15 protein-coding genes are annotated in these 17,757 nt (G+C 66.4%); 10 read left to right on the top strand and 5 right to left on the bottom strand.

Translation table 11 applies throughout. The annotated features are described in order from the left end of the window. Positions 1 to 131 precede the first annotated feature (131 nt). From RW112_RS11115 to RW112_RS11105, 3 genes are read left to right on the top strand one after another with little or no spacing between them, the layout of a single operon-like run. A complete protein-coding gene (locus RW112_RS11115; RefSeq protein ID WP_317781818.1) occupies positions 132 to 1,433 on the top strand; it encodes a class I SAM-dependent methyltransferase in 1,302 nt (433 codons plus the stop codon). A gap of 42 nt (positions 1,434 to 1,475) precedes the next feature. Next, entirely contained in the window at positions 1,476 to 2,672 is a 1,197-nt protein-coding gene (gene lhgO / locus RW112_RS11110; protein ID WP_317781817.1) for an L-2-hydroxyglutarate oxidase, read from the top strand. Between the two features lie 30 nt (positions 2,673 to 2,702). Next, complete coding sequence (locus tag RW112_RS11105) at positions 2,703 to 3,590, top strand: HNH endonuclease (RefSeq protein WP_317781816.1); 888 nt, start codon at positions 2,703 to 2,705, stop codon at positions 3,588 to 3,590. A 15-nt stretch (positions 3,591 to 3,605) separates the two neighbouring features. On the opposite strand, the gene malQ is transcribed toward RW112_RS11105, so the two are convergent. Beyond that, entirely contained in the window at positions 3,606 to 5,759 is a 2,154-nt protein-coding gene (gene malQ / locus RW112_RS11100) for a 4-alpha-glucanotransferase (protein WP_317781815.1), read from the bottom strand. Between the two features lie 24 nt (positions 5,760 to 5,783). Then, a complete protein-coding gene (locus RW112_RS11095) occupies positions 5,784 to 6,287 on the bottom strand; it encodes a hemerythrin domain-containing protein (protein WP_317781814.1) in 504 nt (167 codons plus the stop codon). 191 nt (positions 6,288 to 6,478) lie between these two features. On the opposite strand from RW112_RS11095, the gene RW112_RS11090 reads away from it, so the two are divergent. The 5 genes from RW112_RS11090 to RW112_RS11070 are packed head-to-tail and all read left to right on the top strand — an operon-like array spanning position 6,479 to position 11,043. Beyond that, entirely contained in the window at positions 6,479 to 6,844 is a 366-nt protein-coding gene (locus RW112_RS11090) for a TraR/DksA family transcriptional regulator (RefSeq protein WP_317781813.1), read from the top strand. Further along, positions 6,841 to 7,590: a M50 family metallopeptidase gene (locus tag RW112_RS11085; RefSeq protein ID WP_317781812.1), complete on the top strand. Its 750-nt coding sequence runs from the start codon at positions 6,841 to 6,843 to the stop codon at positions 7,588 to 7,590. Before RW112_RS11090 ends, RW112_RS11085 begins: the two co-directional genes overlap by 4 nt. 9 nt (positions 7,591 to 7,599) lie before the next feature. Further along, positions 7,600 to 8,679, top strand: a complete 1,080-nt coding sequence (locus tag RW112_RS11080; RefSeq protein ID WP_317781811.1) for a glutathione S-transferase family protein — start codon at positions 7,600 to 7,602, stop codon at positions 8,677 to 8,679. Positions 8,680 to 8,715: 36 nt separating this feature from the next. Further along, entirely contained in the window at positions 8,716 to 9,870 is a 1,155-nt protein-coding gene (locus tag RW112_RS11075) for a serine hydrolase domain-containing protein (RefSeq protein WP_317781809.1), read from the top strand. Positions 9,871 to 9,921: 51 nt separating this feature from the next. Beyond that, entirely contained in the window at positions 9,922 to 11,043 is a 1,122-nt protein-coding gene (locus RW112_RS11070; RefSeq protein WP_317781808.1) for an FUSC family protein, read from the top strand. Between the two features lie 90 nt (positions 11,044 to 11,133). Here the strand turns inward: RW112_RS11070 and RW112_RS11065 are convergent, their stop codons facing one another. Genes RW112_RS11065 through RW112_RS11055 form a run of 3 tightly spaced genes read right to left on the bottom strand, consistent with a single transcriptional unit; the run spans position 11,134 to position 14,762 of the window. After that, on the bottom strand, positions 11,134 to 12,045 hold the full coding sequence (locus tag RW112_RS11065; protein WP_317781807.1) for a MaoC family dehydratase: 912 nt from the start codon (positions 12,043 to 12,045) through the stop codon (positions 11,134 to 11,136). Then, positions 12,042 to 13,382: a 3-oxoacyl-ACP reductase gene (locus tag RW112_RS11060; RefSeq protein WP_317781806.1), complete on the bottom strand. Its 1,341-nt coding sequence runs from the start codon at positions 13,380 to 13,382 to the stop codon at positions 12,042 to 12,044. The genes RW112_RS11065 and RW112_RS11060 overlap by 4 nt, the downstream gene beginning before the upstream one ends. Before the next feature lie 9 nt (positions 13,383 to 13,391). Then, a complete protein-coding gene (locus RW112_RS11055; RefSeq protein WP_317781805.1) occupies positions 13,392 to 14,762 on the bottom strand; it encodes an acetyl-CoA C-acetyltransferase in 1,371 nt (456 codons plus the stop codon). Positions 14,763 to 14,918: 156 nt separating this feature from the next. Between RW112_RS11055 and RW112_RS11050 the strand changes: the two genes are divergently transcribed. Together RW112_RS11050 and RW112_RS11045 are read left to right on the top strand one after the other, a co-directional pair. After that, positions 14,919 to 15,608, top strand: a complete 690-nt coding sequence (locus RW112_RS11050) for a TetR/AcrR family transcriptional regulator (protein ID WP_317782186.1) — start codon at positions 14,919 to 14,921, stop codon at positions 15,606 to 15,608. Continuing rightward, positions 15,605 to 17,722: an acyl-CoA dehydrogenase gene (locus RW112_RS11045; RefSeq protein WP_317781804.1), complete on the top strand. Its 2,118-nt coding sequence runs from the start codon at positions 15,605 to 15,607 to the stop codon at positions 17,720 to 17,722. Before RW112_RS11050 ends, RW112_RS11045 begins: the two co-directional genes overlap by 4 nt. Positions 17,723 to 17,757: the final 35 nt, after the last annotated feature.

Raw genomic sequence — 17,757 nt, 5'->3', positions numbered from 1 at the left:
CCAAGACACCGGGTGAGGTTGCACCATAGATTGAACAACTACAGGTGCGGCGGGGCGCAGGCAGCCCTCCCGCAGCCAGGAGATGAGGACCGGCAGGCAGCAGTTTCGTTGTGGAATGAGAGGCAGTGCACATGGCGAAGACAACAGGTGTGGCATCACGGCTGGCCGAAGCGCTGGCCATAGTCCTCGGCACTGAAGGGATCCCGTTACGCCTGCGCGCCTGGGACGGATCGGAGGCGGGTCCGGACGGCGCCCCGGTGCTCGAGTTCCGTTCCCGGCGGGCGCTGCGCCGAATCCTGTGGTCGCCCGGGCAGTTGGGTCTCAGCCGGGCATATGTAGCCGGGGACATAGACGCACCCGGTGATATTTTCGCCAGCTTCGCCGCGCTGAGTTCGGCCGGAAAGTTCGCCGAACCCGGGCCGTTTCCCCCGCTGTCGGCCAAGGAAGCGTTGGCCCTCCTCAAGACCGCAGTCCGGACGGGCGCGATCGGACCGAGTCCCGCTCCGCCACCGGAGGAGGCCAGGATCCATCGACACGGCCGGCGCCACTCGAAAAGCCGCGATGCCGCTGCGATCTCACATCATTACGACGTCGGCAATGACTTCTATGCCCTGGTGCTCGGCCCGTCGATGGTCTACTCCTGCGCTGTTTGGAGCGACCAGCCGGACGGACGTGGCGGTCAAAACAGTCTTGAGGCTGCCCAGGAGGCCAAAATCGACCTCGTGTGCCGCAAGCTTGGCCTGCAGCCGGGAATGCGGGTACTGGACGTCGGGTGCGGCTGGGGCAGCTTCGCGCTCCACGCCGCCCAGCGTTTCGGCGTCGACGTCGTGGGCGTCACCCTTTCAAGCGAGCAGGCGGGGCTCGCCCGCAAGCGCGTGGCCGACGCCGGCGTGACCGACCGCGTCGACATCCGGGTACAGGACTACCGCGACGTGGACGACGGTCCGTACGATGCGATCAGTTCGATCGGCATGTCCGAGCACGTAGGCAGCGAGCAAATATCCCGTTACGTCTCCACGCTGCATGGCCTGCTGCGTCCCGGCGGCAGGCTGCTGAACCATGCGATCTCGTGGAATGCGGGCCCCACAAGCCCGGACCCGGACTCGTTCATACCCCGTTATGTGTTTCCCGACGGCGAAATGCTCAGCCTCGCCGACATGATCAGCGCGCTGGAGACCGGCGGGTTCGAAGTGCTCGACGTCGAGGCGCTGCGGCGACACTACGCACTTACCCTCCGCGCCTGGGTGCACAACCTGGAGGAGCACTGGGAGGAGGCAGTCGGCGCCAGCAGCCCCGGGCGGGCGCGCATCTGGAGGCTCTATATGGCCGCCAGCGCACTCGGCTTCGAGAGCGGCCTGACCGGCGTCAACCAGGTACTGGTCCAACGCCCCGGCGGAGCCGAACCGCCGTTACGGCGGCATGAATGGATGTGACTGGGCGGGAATCGGCTGGAACCCGGCGGAAAACCCGAATCAATGACTGAGCGTATCGGCATCATCGGCGGCGGCATCCTCGGGATCGCCATGGCGCGCGCCCTCAGCACGCGCGGCCTGGCGGATGTCACCGTCCTTGAGAAGGAACAGCGGGTCGCCACACACCAGACCGGGCACAATTCGGGGGTGGTCCATGCGGGCCTCTACTACGCCCCCGGCTCGCTGAAAGCCCTGTTGTGCCAACGCGGCCGGGTGCTCACGCGGGACTACTGCAGGGAGAGGAACCTGCCGTACCGGGAACTGGGCAAGCTTGTCGTCGCGTTGACTGAGGACGAGCTTCCTGCCCTGGCGAACATCGAGAGCCGCTCCATCGCGAACGGCGTGCCCGGGTTGCGGCGTCTCGGTCCGGAAGCAATGCGCGACGTCGAACCGCACGTTGCGGGGGTGGCGGCGCTTCACTCGCCACACACTGCCGCCGTCGACTTCGTGGCCATCACGGAAGCCATGGCCGAGGACATCCGGTCCGCCGGAGGCCGGATCATTTTCGGCCACGAGGCCACTGCGATCACGTCCGGGCATGCCGAAGTCCGCGTCACCACAACGCAGGCCGAGTTCGTGTTCGATCGCCTGATTGTCTGTGCCGGTCTGCAGTCCGACGTGGTCGCCGGGCTGGTGGGCGCTGCTCCGGCGCCCAGAATCCTGCCCTTCCGCGGCGAGTATTGGGGCCTGTCAGCGGCCAAGCAATATCTGGTCCGGGGGATGATCTATCCGGTGCCGGATCCAGGGTTTCCTTTCCTGGGCGTCCACTTCACGCGCGGCGTCTACAACACCGTCCATGTGGGTCCGAACGCCGTCCCTGCCCTAGCCCGCGAAGGTTACGGCTGGAACAAGATGTCGTTCCGGGACACTGCCGCGTCCATCATGTGGCCGGGTGCGAGGGCCCTGGCCAGGAAACACTGGCGGATGGGTGCCAGGGAAATCGCGGCGTCGCTGATCAAGCCGCTGTATTTCCAGCAGGCGCGGAGGTTTATCCCGGAACTCAGCATCGAGGACCTCACGGCCAAAACCGCCTCTGGCGTCCGCGCCCAGGCGTGGTCGCTGGACGGCAGCCTCCTGGACGACTTCGCCATCGAAAAAGTGGGTCCGGTGACGCTCCTGCGCAATGCCCCCTCCCCCGCGGCGACCTCCGCAATGGCGATCGCAGACTATGTGCTGGAGCACCATGTCCTCGGCGTGTAAAGTCCGCGGTTTCCTTGAAAGCAAGGGCGCATGACTGCCATCTTCCTGCTGTGGAACCCGGACCGCCGGGAGGGCTGGAACTATGCCGCCGCCGTCGGGCAAGTACACGAAACCGGACGGTTCCATTGCGAGTGGCCCGCCGCCGGTGCGGCCGCCGGTTCGGACGCGTGGCTGCTGGTGAGGGGAAAGCATGGGACGGGCCTGCTGGGGCATGGCGTGGTGATCACGGCGGAGCCCTGCAGTGTTCCGCCGACAGCCGCTGCCGGCACGGCATTCTCCCGGCCGCTCGTGGCCTTCGATTCCCTCCTGCCCCTCGGTGACCATCTCGGGCCGGACCTACTCAGGCACGCGCTCCCGGACGTGGGCTGGAACCACATCCGCCACGGCCAGGGCCTGGATCCGTCCGCGGAAGCCCGGATCCGTGACCTCTGGCGCCTGAAAGGCCCCGCGCTGTTTCCGGACCCGACCCTGCCGGCGCCCGGGACGTACCCCGCGTGGGCCGTCAGCACCGTCGGAGCGAACCGGTATGAACGGGATCCGGAGGCGCGCCGTGCCTGCATCGCACACTTCGGAACCAGTTGTGCGGCCTGCGGCTTCTCCTTCGAGATCGCCTACGGGGACGCCGGCACGGAATTCATCGACGTCCACCACACCGTGCCGCCATCGCTTCTGGGCAGCAATTATCGACTCGATCCGGTCACGGACCTGATTCCGTTGTGCGCGAACTGCCACGCCATGGCGCACCTCGGCGTGAGCACGCCACGAACGCTTTCGGAGCTTCGCCGGGTTATTTCCGACGCGGGCTTCCTGCGCGGGCGGACCATGGCCCCCGAAGAGCTTGAAGCGCACAACCAGGCACTGCGGATCCTTGGCCCTTCGGGCGCTGATCCGGAGCATCCGCCGGTTCCCGAACGCTGAGTCAGCAGGCAACCTTTAGCCCGACGGCCTCAGCGCCTCCCGGACGACGCCCACCAACGAATTGAACCGGCCGTTCCGGGGCAGGTCCTCAATGAGAACCGGGCCGTCAGGCCCGGCGAGGGGAATGCGCCAGTTGGGGTGTTCCGCATCGGTTCCGGGCTGGTTCTGCGTACGGGTTTCCCCGACGCCGTCCACGAGGGCCACACCCAGCAGGGCCGACGGCGTCAAGGCGGTGAAGGCATAGAGGGCTTCAACCGTTCTCTGAATGCCTCCGGACGGTTCAGGGATCAGCCCCCGTTCGCGGAGAAGGGCAAGTACGGACTCCTGTTCGGCTGCAGCCTCCGCCCTTTCCTCCTCGACAGGACGCAGCAGGAGTCCCAGCGATTCGCGGAGGGTGACGTGCTCCCCGGCGAGATAACCCGCCGTCGGGGGCAGGTCGTGGGTGTTGACGCTGGTCAGGCACTGTTGGCGGTATTCCTCGGGCTGCAGCGGACCTGCGTCATTGTGTTCAAACCACAGGATGGACGTGCCCAGGATGCCCCGCTCCGCCAGGTAGTCGCGGACCCATGGCTCGAACACGCCAAGGTCCTCGCCGACAACCGTCGCGCCGGCCCGCTGCGCCTCAAGTGCCAGAATGCCGATGAGTGCTTCATGGTCGTAGTACACATATGTGCCCTCGTCCGGTCCGGCGCCTTCCGGGATCCACCACAACCGGAAGAGGCCCAGGATGTGGTCCACGCGGACGCCGCCTGCATGGCGGAGTACCGTACGGAGCATGTCGCGGTAGGGCTTGTAGCCCGACGCCGCAAGCCGTCCGGGGTGCCAGGGCGGCTGGGTCCAGTTCTGCCCCTGCTGGTTGAAGACGTCCGGCGGGGCCCCTACGGTAACGCCCTGGGCCAGCTCGCCGCGAAGCATCCAGGCATCGGCTCCGGAGGTCTTGACGCCCACCGCCAGGTCATGGACGATCCCGATGGCCATCCCGCACTCTTTGGCCGTCCGCTGTGCAGTGGCCAGCTGATCGTCGCAGATCCACTGCATCCAGCGGTAGAACTCCATCCGGTCCGCATGCTCTTCCCGCACGGTGTCGCAATACGGGGTGTTCGGGGACGACGCTTCTCCGGACCACTCAGGCGCCGTGGGCGGAAGCCGCTCCGCAAGGGTGCACCACAGGGCGAAGTCGTCCAGGCCCTTGCCTTCCGCTGCGCAAAAGTTTTCAAACATGCGCTCCCGGGCGGGGCTGCGGCGGACCGTGAAGATGAGCTCCAGCGACTCGAGCTTGGCTTGGTAGCTGGCGTTTCTGTCGAGCAGGCCGTCGGCCGTATTGGCAGCGTGGAGTAACGAGGCGTTGTTTTCGATCCTCGTCCTGGCTGCAGGCTCCAGGTAGGCGTACTCCGGCACGTCCTCGACGCGGATATAAAGGGGATTGAAGAAGCGGCGGGTGGTGGGCAGGTAGGGCGAGTCTTCGATGGGGGGCCGGGGCTCACCTGCGTGCAGGGGATTCACCAGGACAAAACCGGCGCCGTCGTGTCCTGCAATCGCGGCCAGGTCCGCCAGGTCGGCGAAGTCACCGATGCCCCATGATCGGGAAGAGCGGACCGAATACAGCTGGGCCGTGAGTCCCCAATGGCGTTCGGATGCCAGGCGGCGGGTGGTCCCGAGCCGCTCGGGGGTAATGATGAGGGCACATTCAGCCTCTTCCCCGGCCGCTTCGGCATGCAGGGTGTGCCAGCCCAGTGGCATATCGCCGGGAAGGGCGAATGCTGCGCGCCCTTTAAGGACGCCGTTCACGTCGCGCGGCTCTTCCCAGTCCTCGCGCTGCTCGGCCTCCACCCGCGTTCCGTCCTCAGTCACCGCCCAAACGCTGACAGGCGTTCCGTGCGGGACGAATACGGCAACGTTTATTTCGCGCCCTTCCCTGGACACGACCGACGGCGGCAGCAGCCGCCGCCATGGCTCGAGCTCCGCATCACGCAGGGTGCTTTGAATCTCGTCCGTGGTTCCGGTCCGGTCCCCCAGCGCCGTTAAAACACCGTGCAGGGTTTTCGCTGCGACCGGGTGTTCCGCGCCGTCCCAGCCGCGGAAGGAGGTGCTCACGCCGCGGACTGCCGCAAGTTTGCGGAGCAGGTCGTCGGCTATTCCTGTGTGGTCTTGTTCCGTTCCGTCCGCCATGGCCTTACTCTATTGGACGGCCCGCTAACCGTGCCCGTTTCGCCGCGGGTGTCCATGCTCTTCACCCACAAGTTCATGCAACCCTGAAACGGCTTCGGCCAGTGACAGCCCGGGCTGTGACACCACAAACGGCATGAGAAGCCTGTTCTCTTTGTCCAGGTGCAGGGCAAAGATGCGTTGGACGGCCCCGGCGGCTACAGCAGCGGCCACCCCCCGGGCTCCGCGGAACTCCTCCACGAGGGCCACGATCACCTGGTGCTCGGCCAGCATGCCTTCAACCAGCAACCTACCCTCCGCGGTTTCCCTGGGTCCGCTGTAGAGCGGGCCTTCTTCGGCGAGCGCATGGGGCACCAGTTCGTTTTCGCACCACTCCAGCAATACCTCGTGCGCGTCATGCTCGGATACGGAGTCGTGTTTCTCCACGGCGCTCGTCAGCGCGTCAGTCAGGGCCGTGAGCCGTCGCAGCATGCTGCCGTGGTGCCTCTCCACCGCCGCCAGGGCTTCGGCTTCCGCTGCGGAGTCTTTCATCGACGGATCGTTCATCGTGTCTCCCGGTCTCAGGCGCGCCTGCCATCCGGCGGGCGGCCCCTCACCGGACATGGACTGGCTTCGCGCACTTTCACTCTACGGCGGCGCTGTGCCGCGGCAAGGGGTCTTTGGGCCCGACTACGCCAAGCTCTTTAGCCTCGATCCCCCGGACCGCGCTAGCCTTGGACTCTATGGTCGACGTCGAGAAGTTCAGGATCCTGCTGGAATCGGAGCGCGCCCGGAAAACCCTGCTGCTGCCGGCACTCCGCGCCGACATCACCTCCGCGAACGCCGCGCGGCAAAATTCGAACGTCGACGACGAACATGACCCCGAAGGCTCCACCATCGCCTTCGAGCTCTCCCAGGCTGCCGCCCTGATGCAGCAAAGCAGCGCCACACTCGCGCAAGTCGAGAAGGCGCTGGGCCGGATCGCGGACGGCAGTTATGGTTTCTGTGAAATCTGCGGCGAGCCTATTGCCGAAGGCCGGCTCGAAGCACGCCCCTGGACGCCGTATTGCATCGATCATGCCGGCGGCAAGTCCGGGGGCAGGCCGTGACGGACGTGGCCGGCCCGCTGTGGGACAGGATCGTTTCAGGATTTTCGTTGTCGCCCTCACCGCAGGTCACGGCAACGGAACTCGTGATTGTCATCGTGCTCGCCACGGCACTGTCCTTGCCGCGGGCTTCATGGCGGTACTTCGGGCTGCTGGCCACCGTCACCCACGAACTCGGGCATGCATTCGCGGCCCTCACGACCGGGCAGCGCCTCGGCGGCATCAGGCTTAGCCTGGACCACTCCGGGACGACCACCACGTACAGCCGGGGACGCCTTCCCGCCGTGTGGTCGACATTCTGGGGCTATCCCGTGCCCGGAGTCGTCGGGGCAGCCATGGTGTGGTCCGGTTTCAACGGCTGGGGACCGGCGGCGATGTCCGTGGGCACGTTGACCCTGCTGGGCTCATTCCTCTTCATCCGCAACGCAATCGGGCTCCTCATCACGGCAGCGGCCGTCCTGGGGTGCGCCCTCCTGGTGCTTTTCGTCCCGCCCGAGTTCACCGGCCATGTGGTGATTGCGCTGGGCCTGGCTTTGCTGGTGGCCGCCGTCCGTGACCTGGCTAAACTCGCCAACGTCCACTTGCGGCGCCGGGACAGGCTGCCCACGTCCGACGCACACCTCCTCTACCGGGCCACGGCGGTGCCCTCCGTTGTCTGGATCCTGCTCTTCACGGGCGTCGTAGCCGGCGCCTGGTGGGTGGCCTGGCAACCCATGGCCCGGGTGCTTTTGGCGGTCACAACCCAATAGGGTGGGACCATGACCTCCGATTTCCGTCCTTCCGATCACTCATCCGACCCCGGGTTCAGCACCAGGGGGTCCTACGTCACCGGAGGAGAGGAATTCACCCGGGACACCAACTACATTGAGGACCGGATTACCAGCGACGGCGCCCCGGGGCGGAACGGTGAACCTGGCTGGCAGGTGGAAGCCGGCCGGTACCGCCTTGTCGCAGCCCGTGCCTGCCCGTGGGCGAACAGGACGGTCATCGTCCGCCGGCTGCTGGGGCTTGAGGAAGCCATATCCCTGGGGCAGCCCGGTCCCACACATGATGCACGGTCCTGGACTTTCGATCTGGACCCGGACGGTGTCGATCCAGTGCTGGGCATTGAACGGATCCAGGACGCCTATTTCCGAAGGTTCCCCGACTATCCGCGCGGAATCACCGTCCCTGCGATCGTCGACGTACGGTCAGGCGGGGTGGTCACCAACAATTTCCCGCAGATCACGCTGGACTTCTCCACGGAGTGGACGGCGTTCCACCGCCCAGGCGCCCCCGAGCTCTACCCCGCGCATCTCAGGGCGGAGATCGACCAGGTCAACAAAAGGGTGTTCACCGAGGTGAACAACGGCGTCTACCGCTGCGGCTTTGCCGGTTCGCAGGACGCCTATGACACTGCCTACAGTCGGCTCTGGACCGCCCTGGACTGGCTGGAGGAGCGGCTCACCGGACAGCGGTACCTTGTGGGCGACACCATCACGGAGGCCGATGTGCGGCTGTTCACCACGCTGGTCCGGTTCGACGCCGTGTACCACGGCCATTTCAAGTGCAACCGCCAAAAGCTCAGCGAGATGCCGGCGCTGTGGGCCTATGCCCGGGATCTGTTCCAGACACCCGGGTTCGGTGACACGATCGATTTCGTGCAGATCAAGCAGCATTACTACATCGTTCACGAGGACATCAATCCCACTGGCATAGTCCCGCAGGGCCCGGACCTCGCCGGTTGGCTGACGGAGCACGGGCGTGAGGCACTGGGAGGGCGCCCGTTCGGAAACGGCACTCCGCCCGGTCCCGTCCGCGGCGGCGAGGAAGTGGCCCCGGGACACGGCGCCCGCTGACCGGGAGCCGTCCCGGCCCGCCGCTAGTCTTGTCCCATGCCACTATCGTCAGGCGTTTCCGCGCCCGAATACCAAGCGGTCCGGGACCTGTTTGAATCGTTCCTTCTTGATGACCCGCAGTACAGCGCCCAGGTCGCCGTCTACCATTCGGGCGTCAGGGTGCTGCAGCTGAGCGGCGGGCCCCGCCTGGCTCCGGATTCGATCACGGGCGCCTACTCGTGTTCGAAAGGCGTTGCAGCATTCGTCATCGCGCTCCTGGTCCAGGATGGCTTGCTGGACCTGGACCGCACGGTTGCCCACTACTGGCCGGAGTTTGCTGCCCACGGAAAACAGGGCATCACCGTCCGCCAGGCGCTTTCCCACCGGGCGGGGCTGCTGGGCGTGGAAGGCGGACTGGCTCTCAGTGAATTCACGACGCCGGATGCTGCCCGGAAGCTTGCTGCAACAGCACCCCAGTGGCGCCCCGGCGCCACGTTCGGATACCACGCCTTGGCCATCGGCATCATCATGGAGGAGCTGTGCCGCCGCGTCGCCGGCACGACCCTGCAGCAACTGTACGCTTCCCGCATCCGGCTGCCATTCGGCATCGACTTCTTCCTCGGACTGCCGGAAGAGGAGGAACCCCGCTACCTGGACGTGCTGTACACCGCCGATCCCCGGCAGGATTGGCTGGATCCGCTTGGCCTTGAGGGACTCAACGGCAACGCTGCGGTCAGCACGGTGATGGAGCTCCCCAACCACAGGATCGTCCGCGAACTCGGCATGAGCAGCGCCGGTGGCGTGGGATCAGCCGAAGGACTTGCCCGGGTTTATGCTGCCGCCACAACCGGTGTTGACGGGGAACCCGCCTTCCTGGCACCGGAGACCGCCAGGATCATGTCCGAGGAGCAAGTATGGGGCCTGGACCGCAGCTCAGGACTGGACAATGCCTTCGCGGTGATCTTCATGAAGCCGCACCCCAGCCGGAACTTCGGCAGCCACAGGGCGTTCGGCCACGAAGGTGCCAATGGCGCGCTGGGCTTTGCCGACCCCGCCTATGATCTCGCTTTCGGGTACATTCCCGGAACTCAGGAAGAAGGCAGGACACCGGGCCGCGCACACCGGCTGGCGCAGGCGGCGCGGCAGGCTGCGGCCTCCCGCCCCAGGCCTGCGCCGGCTGGCCGGTCAGGGGCGGCCCGCACCTACCCGTGAGTAGGTTTGTCCATTTGTAGCATCTTCCATGCACCTTTATGGTTGGGCCAAATGGCAAATACAAAACAGCAGGACGAGGCCGCCCCGTCGCGGGTGGGCAAAATACGGCAGTCCGTAACGGGGAGCGTCGCGGTCGCACTGTCGGGTCCCCGGCTGCAGCTGGCCGCGAAGGCAGGGCTCGCGGCGGGCCTGGCATTCCTCATTGCACCCATGATGCCCGGCGCCGCTGCCCAGTATCCGTACTACGCCCCGCTGGGCGCCCTTGTGGCCATGTACGAGAACGTGTCGGGATCCGTAAAGCAGGGCGTGCAGACGCTTGTGGGGCTCGGGCTCGGGATCGGCCTGGCGTTCCTGCTGGTCAGCGTCACCGACCCCTCGCCGTTGACGGTGGGGATCGTCATGGCCTTGGGGGTCCTGCTCGCGGGATTGCCGCGGCTTGGCGCCGGCCGTGACTGGATTCCGACGGCGGCGCTCCTGGTCCTCCTGGTGGGCGGACACGACCCGGACGACTTCTCGTTCGGCTATCTCCTGCAAATGGGCGTGGGGGTCATTGTGGGTATCGCAGTCAACATGCTGGTGTTCCCGCCGCTCCATTTCAAAGCCGCTGCGCTCAGCCTCGCCGAACTCCGGTGGGCGCTCGCCAAGCAGCTCTCCGACATGGGTGAAGCCCTCCGGGAAAAATGGCCGCCCGAACACGAGGACTGGGCGGCGCGTTCGGACGAGCTCGCCCAGTCGGCCCGTGCGGTCAGGGCGGCCGTCCAGAAGGCCGATGCGAGCAGGCAGGTCAATCCGCGGCGCAAGCTCCATCCGCACGACCTGGACCGCGACTACAAGAACGTGAGGGGTCTCGAAAGCGTTACCTTCCACATCCAGGACATGACCGAAGTGCTCTCAGATGTCATCTGGGACAAGGACGTTCCTTTCGTCATCCCGCTGCCGTACAGCGAACCGCTTGCCGATGCACTGGCCGCGGTCAGCGAGGTCCTCCGGTCCATGGAAGACGAGCATCCGGAACGGCAGGACGAGCTGATTGCTGCGGCCACGGCATCCGTGGACGCCCTGGCCGAGCGCATGGCCTCCGACGACGTCAACCCGGACGCTCCCAGCGCCGCCGAATCAATTGTGCTGAACCTGCACCGCATTCTCAGGGTGGTCAGGGCGGGACAGTCCTGACCAGCTGGGCTGGCAGAAACAACCACGACGCCGGAGCCCCCTTGGGAGGGGAGCTCCGGCGTCGTCATTTCCTTCTTGGGCGGGCCGGCGCTAAAGCGCCGTTACGCTGCCGCTGAAATGCCGCCGGCCGGAGCGGGGGTTCCACGCGACATAGTCGGAGCGGTGCCAGGCCCCGGCGCCCGAATGGACCGAGCTGATGTCCAGGGCAACGCGGGCCGGCAGGAACACCGGTGCCTCAAAGGCAACATCCCAGCGGAACGAATCCCCCTTGACGGCGCCGACGTCGGCCAGTGCCCGCGAGGCCAGGTACATGCCGTGCGCTATGGAGCGTCGCATGCCCAGCGCCTTGGCCGAAAGCACACTCAGGTGGATGGGGTTGAAGTCGCCGGACACGGCCGCGTACGCCCTGCCGGTGTCAACGCCCAACTGCCATTGTGCCGTGGGGTCGGGCGCCGCGAACGTCGCGGGTTCAGGCATGACCAAAGGTTTGTCGATCCCGGGAAGGAATACACCCCTGGCCAGATACGTGGAGGTGCCCTTCCACACGACCCCGGATTGATCCGTGCGGCGGACCTCCGCGACGACGTCAATCTGCGTGCCGGCGCGGTGCCCGCGGAGGTTTTCGGCCCATGACGTGATGTCCAGCGACTCCGTGAACAGGAGGGGCCCGTGCTGCTCCACTGTGTTGGCCAGGTGCACCATGCCCAGCAACGGCAACGGGAAGTCATCACGGTTCATCACGCTCATTGCCACGGGAAAAGCCAGGGCATGGAGGAATCCGGCGGGAAGGACGTCGCTTGCCGTCTCCCCTACCAGGTGCTGGTAGGCCGTGAGGTTGCCCACCTGCGCCAGCACTCCCCTGACCTCGTGTCCGCAGGGCGGAAGCGAGGCCCCCGCGTCTGTACCCAGCACGCGGCGACGGGCCGCCGTGGCCGCGGCATTCACATACAGCTTGGACAAGGACGGCATGTCCCCGAGGATGACGGGCTGGGCGCCGGTCATGCGCCCACCAGGTTCTGGCCGCACACCCGCAGCACCTCGCCCGTGATGCCGCCCGCGGCGTCGCTGGCGAGGAATGCGATGGCCTCTGCAACATCTCCGGGCTGGCCCCCCTGCTGCAGGGAGTTCAGGCGCCGGGCGATTTCCCGCGTCGCAAACGGGATCCGGGCCGTCATTTCAGTCTCGATGAAGCCCGGCGCCACTGCGTTGATGGTTCCGTGGCGGTCCCCCATAAGGGGTGCCGTGGCGCGCACCATGCCCATCACGCCGCCCTTGGACGCCGCGTAGTTCGTCTGCCCGCGGTTGCCCGCTATACCGCTGGTGGAGGCAACCGAGACAATCCGCGGCGAGTTGCGGAACTGTTCGGAGGCCAGGAGCGCTTCATTGATGCGCAGCTGGGCTGCGATGTTCACGGCAATGACGGAATTCCAGCGGCCCTGGTCCATGTTGGCCAGCAGTTTGTCCCGCGTAATTCCCGCGTTGTGGATCACGATGTCCAGGCGTCCGTGCCTGCCCGCCGCGTGGTCGATGATCCGCTGGCCGGCGTCTTCCCGGCTGATGTCCAGCTGAAGTGCCGTACCGCGGACCTCGTTGGCAACCGCTGCCAGATGGTCTCCGGCTGCGGGAATGTCGACGACGACCAAAGTGGCACCGTCGCGGTGGAGCGTCCGGGCAATTGCCGCGCCGATGCCCCGGGCGGCGCCGGTTACGACGGCAACTTTGCCGGCCAGCGGTTTTTCGGGATCTGCGGGGAGCTGTCCTTCACTGGTTGAAACGGTGAGGAACTGTCCGTCTACAAAGGCCGATCTCCCGGACAGGAAGAAGCGCAGGGCCCCGAGGGCGCTGGGAGCGGTGGCGGTTACCCCGTCTGCCAGCATGATGCCGTTTGCCGTGGCCCCGGCGCGCAGCTCCTTGGCGAGGGAGCGCAGCAGTCCGTCAACTCCCTGGCGAGCCGCCGCAGACGCCGGTCCCGGAGCGCTCGCAGGGGACCGGGAGATGGTCACCACGCGCGCGTTGGGTGCCAGGTCCCGGACGGAAGCTCCCGCCGAGAGGACGGGCCTTTCCAGATCCTCCGGCCGCTCCAGGTCGTCCAGCACCAGGATGATGGCACCCAGTTTCTCCCGGGGCACTGCATGCCGGCGGACATCGAGGTCCCAGGACAGGAGGGCGGCGGCCAGTTCGTCAGCCCCTCCGCTGGATCCCTGGACCAGGATGGGACCTGGAACCAGCGGCTGCCCCGGCTGGTAGCGCCGTAACACCACCGGCTGCGGCAGGCCAAGTTTCCTGGCAGCATCCTTGCCGATTCCGCGGCTTACAAATTGTGTGTATTTGTCCGTCACGCCAGCCTCCTAAAGTGCTTCAAGAATGGCGACGACACCCTGGCCGCCGGCCGCGCAAATGGAAATCAGGCCGCGGGCCGGACGGCCGTCCACCTGGCCCTTTTCGTGGAGCATCTTGGCCAGTGACGCCACGATCCGCCCGCCGGTGGCGGCAAAGGGGTGCCCGGCTGCCAGCGATGAGCCGTTGACGTTCAGTTTCGACCGGTCCACACTTCCCAGCGCGCCCTCCAGCCCAAGGCGGGTGCGGCCGAATTCCTCGTCCTCCCAGGCGGCGAGGGTGCTCAGGACGGTGCCGGCAAATGCTTCGTGGATCTCAAAGAAGTCGATGTCACCAAGCGTCAGGCCGTTGCGGGCCAGCAGGCGAGGTACAGCGAATGCCGGCGCCATGAGGAGTCCGTCCTTGCCGTGGACGAAGTCGACCGCTGCCGCCTCGCCGTCGACGACCGTTGCGAGCTTGGGAAGTTCATGCGCGTCCGCCCATTCCTCCGAAGCAAGCAGCACGGTGGACGCACCGTCCGTGAGCGGCGTGGAGTTGCCCGCTGTCATGGTTGCCTCGGCGCCAAGGTTCCTGCCGAAGACAGGCTTGAGGGTAGCCAGCTTTTCGAGGGTGGTGTCGGCGCGGAGGTTAGAGTCCCGGGTCAGCCCGCGGTACGGCGTGAGCAGGTCGTCGAAGAAGCCGGCATCGTAGGCGGCAGCCAGGTTGCGGTGGCTGTTGTAGGCCAGCTGGTCCTGGGCTTCCCGCGTGATCTTCCATTGTGCCGTGGTGAGGGCCTGGTGCTCACCCATGGAAAGCCCTGTCCGGGGTTCCCCCGTATTGGGAGCGTCAGGTGCGAGGTCCTTGGGGCGAAGCCGGCTCAGGACCTGCAGCCGCTGGGGCAGGGTCCTGGCGCGGTTGAGGTCCAGCAGAACCTCCCGCAGGCCCTCGCTGACGGCGATCGGTGCATCCGAGGCCGAGTCGACACCGCCGGCGATCGCCGAGTCGATTTGTCCGAGCTTGATCTTGTTGGACAGGCCGAGGACGGTCTCCAGTCCCGTGGCACACGCCTGCTGGAGGTCATACGCCGGGGTCTCCGCGGAGAGGGCGGAGCCGATCACGGCCTCCCGGGTGAGATTGAAGTCGCGGGAGTGCTTGAGCACGGCGCCGGCGGCAACCTCCCCGATCCGTTCGTCCTGAAGGCCGAAGCGGGCAATCAGGCCATCCAGTGCCGCAGTCAGCATGTCCTGGTTCGAGGACTTGGTGTAAGCCCCGCCGGTCCGGGCAAACGGAATCCGGTTCCCGCCGACCACCACAGCCTTGCGCAACGGGGCTTCTCCGTGAGGGGCCGCTGCGGCGTTGGATGATTCTTCTGGTCCGGTGGCGGACTGTCCGTTAAAGGACATGTGCTGTCTCCTTTTGCTCAACGCTGATTACCGATACCCAGCGTACCTGATACGCTGAGTATCGTGAACATCCTTCCCGTTGATCCTGCCGTGCCCGCGGGCGGCACCCCCGCGACCGCCAATCCGGCGCCCGACAGCTCCGAGGGCGGGAGCACGATTGATGGACGCGCGGCCCGCTGGCAGTCCCACCGGGAAGAGCGCCGGCGCGAGCTCATCAAGTCAGCGCGGAAAGCGGTCCACGCGCTGGGCAGTGACGCATCCATGGAGGACATCGCCGCCGCAGCCGGAACGTCCAAGTCGGTGTTCTACCGCTATTTCGGCGACAAGGCGGGGCTCCAGCAGGCTGTGGGCGAAGTGGTGATCAGCCAGATGCAGCGCCGCATCCACGAGGCTGCCCAGGGCGCGCAAACACCCCGGGAGGGGCTTCTGGCCATGGTGTCCGCCTACCTCCAAATGGCGGAGACCAGTCCCAATGTCTACACATTCGTCACCACCTACTCCGCCGGCGAGCCGGGGACGGCCCCCGGGGGCATCGCTGCTGCCGGGGCCCTGGGCCACTTCTTCGAAGAGGTCCGGGACATGATCGCGCGCCCCATGCGCGCCCACCTGGGCGCCGGCAAGGAGGCCGTGATCGGTTTTTGGCCCACCGCTGCGATCGGGCTGGTCCGGAACGCCGGCGAGCAATGGCTCGGCACCCCGGACTCCCCCGCCAAACCGGACCAGGAAACCATGGCCCGTCAGATCACCGCCTGGCTGTGCGTCGGCATTGCCCCCGAGCTGAAAACCCTGGACCCCACAATCCAAACCCTGAGTGAATTGTCAGAACCAAAGAAGGAATCGACATGACTGACGTAGTTGACCGCCCCGCCAGCCAGGCAGGCCGCCGCCCCGCGGGCCGCACAAACCACCCTGTCTCGGCGTCCCCCGCCGTCGACGTCGCTGCCCTGGGCGAGCAGCTCCTGGGGAAGTGGGCCCACATCCGCCGGCACTCGCGCGAACTGTCAGGCCGGCCCGAACTGCACAAGACCGAGGGCCTTACCCATACGGAGCACCGCAAGCGCACCTTCGGCCAACTCAAGTACCTGGTGGAAAACGGCGCCGTCCACCGCGCCTTTCCCGCGTCGCTGGGTGGCTCCGATGACCACGGCGGCAACATCGCCGGGTTCGAGGAACTCGTCACCGCCGATCCGTCGCTCCAGATCAAGGCCGGCGTCCAGTGGGGGCTTTTCGGATCAGCCGTCATGCACCTTGGCACCGGGGAGCACCACGCCAAATGGCTGCCGGGCATCATGAACCTGGACATCCCCGGCTGCTTCGCGATGACGGAAACAGGCCACGGCTCCGATGTCGCCAGCATCGCCACCACGGCAACCTTTGACCCGGCCGCCCAGGAGTTCATCATCCACACCCCCTTCCGTGCTGCGTGGAAGGATTACATCGGCAACGCCGCAATAGACGGACTCGGCGCCGTGGTGTTCGCACAGCTCGTCACGAACGGAGTGAACCATGGCGTGCACGCCTTCTACGTTGACCTGCGGGATCCGGAAACGAAGAAATTTCTTCCGGGCATCGGCGGCGAGGACGACGGCGTCAAGGGCGGGCTGAACGGCATCGACAACGGGCGGCTGCATTTCGACAACGTCCGGATTCCACGGACCAACCTGCTCAACCGGTACGGCAACGTAGACGCTGACGGCAGCTACACCTCCCCCATTGCCAGCCCGGGCCGCCGCTTCTTCACCATGCTGGGAACCCTGGTCCAGGGCCGGGTCTCCCTTGACGGTGCCGCGGTGGCCGCCAGCAAGCTCGCCCTCAAGACCGCCATCCAGTACGCCACCGAACGCCGCCAGTTCAATGCCTCCTCCCACACTGACGAGGAAGTGCTGCTGGACTACCAGCGCCATCAGCGGCGGCTTTTCACCCGGCTTGCCACAACTTACGCTGCGGGCTTCGCCCACGAGCAACTGCTGCAGAAATTCGACGACGTCTTCTCCGGTGCACATGACACGGACGAGGACCGGCAGGACCTGGAGACACTGGCGGCCGCGCTCAAGCCGCTCAGCACGTGGCACGCCCTGGACACCTTGCAGGAATGTCGCGAAGCATGCGGCGGCGCCGGGTTCCTGATTGAGAACCGCTTTGCATCCTTGCGCGCCGACCTGGACGTCTATGTCACCTTCGAAGGTGACAACACGGTGCTGCTGCAGCTTGTGGCCAAGCGGCTCCTCGCGGATTACGCGAAGGAATTCCGCAGCGTCGATGTCGGGGTCCTGGCCCGTTACGTGGTGAGCCAGGCCGCCGGCACCGCAGTCCACCGGACGGGCCTACGCCAGGTTGCCCAGTTCGTGGCCGACACGGGCTCGGTCCAGAAGGCAGCCATTGCCCTGCGGGACGAGGGCACGCAGCGGTTACTGCTGACCGACCGGGTGCAGACCATGGTTGCCGAGGCCGGTGCCGCGCTGAAGGGGACCAACAAGCTGCCGCAGCAGAAGGCCGCTGCCGCCTTCAACGAACATCAGCATGAGCTGATCGAAGCGGCGCAGGCGCACGCGGAACTGCTGCAGTGGGAAGCCTTCACGGAAGCCCTGGCCGACGTGCAGGACCCGGGCACGAAGCGGGTGCTGACGTGGCTCCGGGACCTGTTCGGACTTTCGCTCATCGAGAAGAACCTGTCCTGGTACCTCATGAACGGGCGCCTGTCGATGCAGCGTGCCCGCACCGTGGGCGACTACATCAACCGCCTCCTGGTCAAGATCCGGCCCCACGCCCTGGATCTGGTGGACGCCTTCGGCTACGGCCCGGAGCACCTCCGTGCAGCAATTGCGACCGGCGCCGAACAGGCCCGGCAGGATGAGGCACGTTCGTATTTCCGGACGCAGCGCGCCGACGGCAAGGCCCCCGTTGACGAAAAGGTCCTCGTGGCCCGGCAGGCACGTGATGCCAAGGCTCCGCGCCGCTAGTTCCACTGCCCGTCGCCAATGGACGCTGGAAACAG

This window comes from Arthrobacter sp. B10-11 (assembly GCF_033142195.1).
GTDB lineage: Bacteria > Actinomycetota > Actinomycetes > Actinomycetales > Micrococcaceae > Arthrobacter > Arthrobacter oryzae_C.
This window is presented reverse-complemented; position numbering and strand designations above follow the sequence as displayed.